Annotated in this window: 6 protein-coding genes; 2 read left to right on the top strand and 4 right to left on the bottom strand. The window is 68.6% G+C overall.

Annotation, left to right across the window (positions count from 1 at the left end):
- The 4 genes from pheT to rpmI form a co-directional block, all read right to left on the bottom strand.
- On the bottom strand, positions 1-1429 hold a 1429-nt coding region (gene pheT / locus MFF42_RS22805; RefSeq protein WP_238257977.1), incomplete at its 3' end, for a phenylalanine--tRNA ligase subunit beta.
- A gap of 64 nt (positions 1430-1493) precedes the next feature.
- On the bottom strand, positions 1494-2573 hold the full coding sequence (pheS, locus tag MFF42_RS22800) for a phenylalanine--tRNA ligase subunit alpha (protein ID WP_238257975.1): 1080 nt from the start codon (positions 2571-2573) through the stop codon (positions 1494-1496).
- 191 nt (positions 2574-2764) lie between these two features.
- Positions 2765-3130 carry a 50S ribosomal protein L20 gene (gene rplT / locus MFF42_RS22795; protein ID WP_153874972.1) on the bottom strand — a complete coding sequence of 122 codons (366 nt, stop codon included), beginning with the start codon at positions 3128-3130 and terminating at the stop codon, positions 2765-2767.
- A gap of 53 nt (positions 3131-3183) precedes the next feature.
- Entirely contained in the window at positions 3184-3387 is a 204-nt protein-coding gene (gene rpmI / locus MFF42_RS22790; RefSeq protein WP_009863555.1) for a 50S ribosomal protein L35, read from the bottom strand.
- A 604-nt stretch (positions 3388-3991) separates the two neighbouring features.
- Between rpmI and MFF42_RS22785 the strand changes: the two genes are divergently transcribed.
- Together MFF42_RS22785 and MFF42_RS22780 are read left to right on the top strand one after the other, a co-directional pair.
- Positions 3992-5125 carry a glycosyltransferase family 4 protein gene (locus MFF42_RS22785; protein ID WP_238257973.1) on the top strand — a complete coding sequence of 378 codons (1134 nt, stop codon included), beginning with the start codon at positions 3992-3994 and terminating at the stop codon, positions 5123-5125.
- 160 nt (positions 5126-5285) lie between these two features.
- On the top strand, positions 5286-7622 hold the full coding sequence (locus tag MFF42_RS22780) for an amylo-alpha-1,6-glucosidase (RefSeq protein WP_238257971.1): 2337 nt from the start codon (positions 5286-5288) through the stop codon (positions 7620-7622).
- Positions 7623-7724: the final 102 nt, after the last annotated feature.

Here is a 7724-nt window from a genome sequence, read left to right as displayed (position 1 = left end):
CGATCCGGTCGAGGCCGGCGATGCGCACGATCTCCTCGACGAGGTCGGCCTTGCCCTCCACGTCCGGCCGCCAGGACGGCGGCAGCACCTTCACCCGGTCGCCCGAACCGGAGATGTGGAAGCCGAGCGATTCCAGCGTCACCTTCATCTCGGCCCGCGACAGCTCGATGCCGGCGAGCCGCCGCACCTCGGTCCAGGGGAAGTCGATGACGTGGGAGAGTTCCGGGATCTCGCCGGCGATGCGGACGTCGCTCGGGGTGCCGCCGCACAGGTCGATCACGAGGCGGGTGGCGAGGTCGAGGCCCGGCAGGGCGAAGGCCGGATCGACGCCGCGCTCGAAGCGGTAGCGCGCATCGGTGATGAGGCCGAGCCGCCGCCCGGTGCGGGCGATGTTGCGCGGATCCCAGAGGGCCGACTCGATCAGCACGTCGGTGGTGCTCTCGTCGCAGCCCGACGCCTGCCCGCCCATGATGCCGCCGATCGACTCGACGCCGTTGGCATCGGCGATCACCACCGTGTCCGAGTCGAGCCGGTAGGTCTTGCCATCGAGGGCCACGAGGCTCTCGCCGTCCTCCGCCCGACGCACGATCAAGGCCCCGGCGACCTTGTTCGCGTCGAACACGTGCAGCGGCCGGCCGCGGTCGAAGGTCATGTAGTTGGTGATGTCGACGAGCGCGTTGATCGGGCGCAGGCCGATCGCCCGCAGGCGCTTCTGCATCCACGCGGGCGAGGGACCGTTCTTCACGCCGCGCACGAGGCGGAGGGCGAAGAACGGGCAGAGACCCGTGTCGTGCGCGTCGAACTGCAGCGTGACGGCGGTCGGGCAGGCGCCCTCGCCGCGCACCGGCGGCATCGGCTCGCGCTTCAGGGTGCCGAGGCCGGTGGCGGCGAGATCGCGGGCGATGCCGTGGATCGAGGCGCAGTCCGAGCGGTTCGGCGTCAGGTTGATCTCGATCACCGGATCGTCGAGCCCGGCCCAGAGGGCGTAGGCGGTGCCGACGGGTGCGTCGGCGGGCAGATCGAGGATGCCGTCGTGGTCCTCGCCGAGGCCCAGCTCCGCCCCGGAGCAGAGCATGCCGCGGCTCTCGACCCCGCGGATCGTGCCCACCGAGAGGGTGATGTCCTTGCCCGGCACGTAGGTGCCCGGCGGCGCGAAGACCGAGAGCATGCCGGCCCGCGCGTTCGGCGCGCCGCACACGACCTGGAGCGGCTGCCCGTCCCCGGTATCGACCTGGCAGACCCGCAGGCGGTCGGCGTTGGGGTGTTGCTCGGCGGAGATCACCCGCGCGATGACGTAGGGACGAAGCGCGGCGGCCTTGTCCTCGATGCCTTCGACTTCGAGGCCGATCCGCGTCAGCGTTTCCGCGATCGCGTCGAGGGATGCCTCGGTGTCGAGGTGGTCCTTGAGCCAGGAGAGGGTGAATTTCATCTCACAACATCCTCGCGGCCGCCGGAGCGGGCCGGGCCGGGATCGAAAGGCGGGGCGGTGGGGCTCAGGCGGTCAAGCCACCCACGAGGCTCGGCACGTCGATCGGCCGGAAGCCGTAATGCTCCAGCCAGCGCACATCCGCCTCGAAGAAGGGGCGCAGGTCCGGCATGCCGTATTTGAGCATGGCGAGCCGGTCGATGCCCATGCCGAAGGCGAAGCCCTGGACCTGATCCGGATCGAGCCCGCCGCTGCGCAGGACGTTCGGATGCACCATGCCGCAGCCCAAGATCTCCAGCCAGTCGGTGCCCTCTCCGAAGCGGAGTTCGCCGCCCTTTCGCGAGCACTGGATATCGACCTCCGCCGACGGCTCGGTGAAGGGGAAGAACGAGGGGCGGAAGCGCATCGTCACCGCCTCGACCTCGAAGAAGGCGCGGCAGAACGATTCCAGCACCCATTTCAGGTTGGCGATGTTGGCCGACCGGTCGATGACGAGGCCCTCGACCTGATGGAACATCGGGGTGTGGGTCTGGTCGGAATCGTGGCGGTAGGTGCGGCCGGGCATGATCACGCGGATCGGCGGCTGCTTGGCCCGCATGGTGCGCACCTGGACCGGCGAGGTGTGGGTGCGCAGGAGCTTGCGCCGCCCGAGATGGTCGGGGGCGAGGAAGAAGGTGTCGTGCATCTCCCGCGCCGGGTGCCCCTCGGGGAAGTTGAGCGCGGTGAAGTTCAGCTCGTCCGTCTCGATGTCGGGCCCTTCCGCCACCGAGAAGCCGAGGTCGGCGAAGATCGCCGTGATCTCCTCGATCACCTGGCTGATCGGGTGGATGCGGCCGCGGATCTCCGGCGCCTCGCGCAGGGGAAGCGTCACGTCGATCCGCTCGGCGGCGAGCCGCGCGTCGAGGGCGGCGTTCGCCATCGCCTCGCGCTTCTGCGACAGCGCGCCCTGCACCCGGTCGCGCAGACCGTTGATGAGGGGGCCGCGCTCCTTGCGCTCGTCGGGCGTCATCGCGCCGAGCGTCTTGAGCAGCTCCGAGACGCTGCCCTTCTTGCCGAGCGCCGCCACGCGCAGGGCCTCGAGGCCGGCCTCGTCCCCGGTCCGCTCGATCTGCCCGAGAAGGTCGCGTTCGAGAGCGTCGAGATCCATCACCGCTGTCCTTGGCCAGTCGTCCGAGAGCTGCCTTCGCGCGTCGTTTGCATTCCGTTTGCATTCCTGCAAGCGCGCAAACGTGACGAGGCGCGACCGTCGTGCAAATCGCCCCGGTCCAAACAAAGAAGGCGCGGCGCTTGCCGCGCCGCGCCTTGTTGAAAGGGTCGGTCCGCCGGAGGGCGGAGCGATCAGGCGGCCTTCGGCAGGGCCGACTTGGCCTTCTCGACCACCGCCGCGAAGGCGGCCGGCTCGTGGATGGCGAGCTCGGACAGCGCCTTGCGGTCCACCTCGATGCCCGACTTGGCGAGCGCGTCGATGAAGCGGGAATAGGTCAGGCCGTGCTCGCGCACCGCCGCGTTGAGCCGCTGGATCCAGAGGGCGCGGAAGGTGCGCTTCTTGTTCTTGCGGTCGCGGTAGGCGTACTGCAGACCCTTCTCCACCGCCTGCTTGGCGATGCGGATCGTATTCTTGCGCCGGCCGTAATAGCCCTTGGCGGCCTTCAGAACCTTCTTGTGCTTCGCGTGACTGGTCACGCCGCGCTTGACGCGGGCCATGGGAGATCTCCTGGAACGTTAAGACAAAAACAGATCGCGAGGGGTGGAAGGACTTACCGCTGGTTCGGCAGGAAGTACTTCTTCACGTTGGCGGCATCGCCCTCGAACAGGGTCGTGGTGCCGCGCAGGTTGCGGATCTGCTTGTTGGTCCGCTTGATCATCCCGTGGCGCTTGCCGGCCTGGGCGTAGACCACCTTACCGGTGCCGGTAACCTTGAAGCGCTTCTTGGCGCCCGACTTCGTCTTCAGCTTGGGCATTTGGCTCTCCTGAACGCGACAGCGATCCGACCGGCGGCCGGCACCTCGCGCTTGAATGCTGCTGGAGCAACGGGAACCGCCACGGCAGCCCTGATCGGCCGGGCGGTTCAACGCGGGCGGCTTATGGCAGAAACCTTTCGCGGTTTCAATCAACCGATGCGCGCGACCCAGGGCGATCGCTTGAAAGCGATCGCCCTGGCTTTTTGCCGGCCTCAGTCGCTGGCGCCCGCCTCCGCGGGCTCAGGCTTTCGCTCCGCTCGATGCTTTCCGGGGCTGACGCCCCGGAAAGCCCGCTGCGCGCGGCGCTCTTCGCGCCGCGAAGCTGCCAACGCAGCTTCGAGCGATCGCCCTGGCGCGCGACTCATCCCTGGACGGGTTTTTGCATGCGGCCCGTGGAGACCGGTCGGGCCCCCGCCCCCGGATCGACGCTCTGGAGCGCCCCTGTGGAAAGCCGGCATTCGGTGGGCTTGCAAAGATTGCCGCTCGCCCCAGTCGCCGGGCGGAACCATAAACCTTGGCTGTCTGTTTCGTTCATGTCCTGCTCAGGCCGCGTCCCCCATTCCTTGCGTCAACATCCCTATTTCCTGTCACAGGAGACGTCTTCGTGCGCATTGCCCAGGTTGCCCCGCTCGCGGAAGCCGTGCCGCCGAAGTTCTATGGCGGCACCGAGCGTGTCGTTTCGTGGATTACGGAAGAACTCGTCCGCCAGGGTCACGACGTGACCCTGTTCGCGAGCGGTGATTCCCAGACTTCGGCGAAGCTCGCCGCCTGCCATCCGGAGGGCCTGCGCCTTCTCGGCTACCGCGACCACACCGCGGGCCACCTCGCCATGCTGCACCACGTGCATCGCCGGGCGCACGAGTTCGACGTGATCCACTTCCACATCGATCTGCTGCAGTATCCGATGTTCGAGGACCTGTATCACAAGTGCCTGACGACCATGCACGGTCGCCTCGACGTGCCGGACTTCATGCCGGTCTACAACACGTTCACGGGCATGCCGCTGGTCTCGATCTCGGACAACCAGCGCGAGCCGATGCCGGAGAGCTCCAACTGGCTGGCCACGATCCATCACGGCCTGCCGAAGGAGAACTGCCCCTACTATCCGGAGGCCAAGGGCGGCTACCTCGCCTTCCTCGGCCGCATCTCGCCCGAGAAGCGCCCCGACCGCGCGATCGAGATGGCGATCCGCTCCGGCATCCCGCTGAAGATCGCCGCCAAGGTCGACAAGGCGGACCAGGAGTACTGGGACGAGACGATCGAGCCGATGATCCACCACCCGCTGGTGGAGTATATCGGCGAGATCAACGAGGAGCAGAAGAAGGACTTCCTCGGCAACGCCCTGGCGCTCGCCTTCCCGATCGACTGGCCGGAGCCCTTCGGCCTCGTGATGATCGAGGCGATGTCGGCCGGCACGCCGGTGATCGCCTTCGGCAACGGCTCGGTGCCGGAAGTGATCAAGGACGGCGTCTCGGGCTTCATCGTCAAGACGATGGACGAGGCGGTCGAGGCCTGCCGCAAGGTCAAGGATCTGCCCCGCGCCGGCGTCCGCGCCCATTTCGAGGGCCGCTTCACCGCGGAGGTGATGGTGCGCAAGTACGTCTCGGCCTACGAGCAGCTGCTGGCCGGCCAGGGCAACGTGATCAAGATGCCCGCCGCGGGCGCCTTCTCGCCGCAATACGGCGAGCTGAACGGCACCGCCCACGGCCCGATCCACGTCGCCGCGATGCCGGCCTGAACGGCTCGACAAACTCTCTTCCGGCCCCTCGCCGGGGCCGGGGGCGCGCCTAACTGAACGGGTCCGACAGGGCCGCCGGTTGCCTCGGGGCGACCGGCGGCCTTCGATTTGCGAGGGGGATCCCCGCTCGCATCGGATCAACGGCAGAGAGGCGCTTCGCATGGCGGCACAGGACGACGCAGCCCACATCCACGCCGACACGTCCGAGGGGGCGACGGCCTCGAAATTCGGCCTGCTCGACGCCGACGAGAACCTGCCGCAATACCATATCGAGGCGCAGGCCTCCCTGGTCGAGCGCCCGCTTCGGGCCCTCAAATACGGCGAGGCCTTCGCCGTCCTCGACAGCTACGGCGACATCGGCTGGTATCCGGGGCCGGAGGGCCTCTACTTCCAGGACACCCGCTACCTCTCGCGCCTCGCGCTGACCATCGAGGACGAGCGGCCGATGATGCTGTCCTCGGCGATCCAGGACGACAACGGGTCGCTCAGCGTCGACCTGACCACGCCCGACATCCGCCTCGACGCGGGCGACGAGACCGCCATCCCCCGCGAGCTGATCGCCATCGAGCGCACCAAGTTCCTGTTCAAGGGTGCCTGCTACGACCGCATCGGCCTGCGCAACTACGACACCCGCCGCCGCCGCCTGCGCATCGGCGTCACCTTCGACGCCGACTACCGCGACCTGTTCGAGGTGCGCGGCTCCGACCGGACGAATCGCGGCAAGCGCACCGTCGAGCGCCGCAGCGAGACGGAGGTACAGTTCCGCTACGCCGGCCTCGACGAGATCGTGCGCACCACCTCGGTGCATTTCGGGCCGAAGCCGCGGACCCTCGAGCCCGGCAAGGCCGAGTTCGTGGTCGAGCTGGAGCCGCAGGCCAACACCTCGCTGTTCATCCGCGTGGTCTGCCAGTCGCACCGCGCCTACACCTCCGCGCCGGGGCCCGAGAAGGCCGGCGAATCCGCGGCGCTCGCCCTGTCGCGCGCCGCCGGCAGCCTCGCCGAGCAGCCGGACCGACACCTGAGCGAGGGCCGCATCTTCGCCCGCGCCTACCGCGACAACCGCCGCGACCAGCGCCAGATCACCGCCGGCATCACCACGATCATCTCCTCGAACGACCAGTTCAACGAGGGCCTCTGCCGGGCGACCGCCGACCTCTACATGCTGGCGACCCGCACGCAGGAGGGCATCTACCCCTTCGCCGGCATCCCCTGGTACTCCACGGTGTTCGGGCGCGACGGCATCATCACCGCGATGATGGCGCTCTGGATCGACCCGAATTTCGGCAAGGGCGTGCTGCGCTTCCTCGCCGCCACCCAGGCCAAGGAGGTCGATCCGGCCGCCGACGCCCAGCCCGGCAAGGTCCTCCACGAGACCCGCCGCGGCGAGATGGCGATGCTCGGCGAGGTGCCCTTCCGCCACTATTACGGCACCATCGACGGCACGCCGCTCTTCGTGATGCTGGCGGCGCAGTACCACGAGGTGACCGGCGACCTCGACACGATCCGGGCGATCTGGCCGCAGCTCAAGCTGGCGCTGGACTGGATCGACCTCTACGGCGACCGCGACGGCGACGGCTTCGTCGAATATGCCCGCGAGACCGAGCAGGGCCTGGCCAACCAGGGCTGGAAGGACAGCCACGACTCGATCTTCCACGCCGACGGCGCCATGGCCAAGGGGCCGATCGCCCTGTGCGAGGTCCAGGGCTACGTCTACGCCGCCAAGCGCGGCGCGGCGCGGCTCGCGAGCCTGCTCGGCGAGGACGACCTGTCGGTCCGCCTGACCGGACAGGCCAACACCCTGCGCGAAAACTTCGACCGGGCGTTCTGGTGCGAGGAGATCGGCACCTACGCGCTCGCCCTCGACGGCGCCAAGCGGCAATGCGCCGTGCGCTCCTCCAATACGGGCCACGCCCTGTTCACGGACATCGCCCTGCCGGAGCGGGCGCCGCTCGTGGCGGCGCAGCTTCTGTCCAACGACGGCTTCAACGGCTGGGGCATCCGCACCATCGCCAAGGGCGAGGCGCGCTACAACCCGATGTCCTACCACAACGGCTCGATCTGGCCGCACGACAACGCGATCTGCGCCCTCGGCCTCGCCCGCTACGGCCTCAAAGACGAGGCGGCGCAGGTGTTCGAGGGCATGTTCGACACGAGCCTGTACTACGACCAGAAGCGGCTGCCGGAGCTGTTCTGCGGCTTCATGCGGCGGCGTCAGCGCGGACCGGTGAGCTACCCGGTGGCCTGCTCGCCGCAGGCCTGGGCGGCGGCGGCGCCGTTCGCCTTCCTGGCGGCCTGCCTCGGGCTCGAGATCGACCACGCCCGCAACCGCATCCGCTTCCGCAACCCGATCCTGCCGCGCTTCCTCGAAGCGGTGGAGCTGTTCAACCTCAAGCTCGGCGACTCGCGGATCAACGTCCGCCTGCACCGCCACGGGAGCGACGTGACGGTGGCGGTGACGCGGCGCACCGGCGACGTGCAGATCTCGATGCTGAAATAGGCGCGACGGGGCGGCGGCGACCGATTCGAGTCAACCCATTCCCGGTTGGTCGCCTCGGATTTTGCCCACGCCGTCATCGCCAGCGGCAGCGAAGCGATCCAG

The organism is Methylorubrum podarium, from assembly GCF_022179745.1.
GTDB classification, from domain to species: Bacteria; Pseudomonadota; Alphaproteobacteria; order Rhizobiales; family Beijerinckiaceae; genus Methylobacterium; species Methylobacterium podarium.
The sequence above is the reverse complement of the archived record's forward strand: the minus strand, read 5'-3'. Positions and strand labels throughout refer to the sequence as shown.

Coding starts and splice junctions, on each gene's coding strand:
- rpmI (WP_009863555.1), bottom strand. CDS start 3,387: ATGCCCAAGCTGAAGACGAAGTCGGGCGCCAAGAAGCGCTTCAAGGTT.
- rplT (WP_153874972.1), bottom strand. CDS start 3,130: ATGGCCCGCGTCAAGCGCGGCGTGACCAGTCACGCGAAGCACAAGAAG.
- MFF42_RS22780 (WP_238257971.1), top strand. CDS start 5,286: ATGGCGGCACAGGACGACGCAGCCCACATCCACGCCGACACGTCCGAG.
- pheS (WP_238257975.1), bottom strand. CDS start 2,573: ATGGATCTCGACGCTCTCGAACGCGACCTTCTCGGGCAGATCGAGCGG.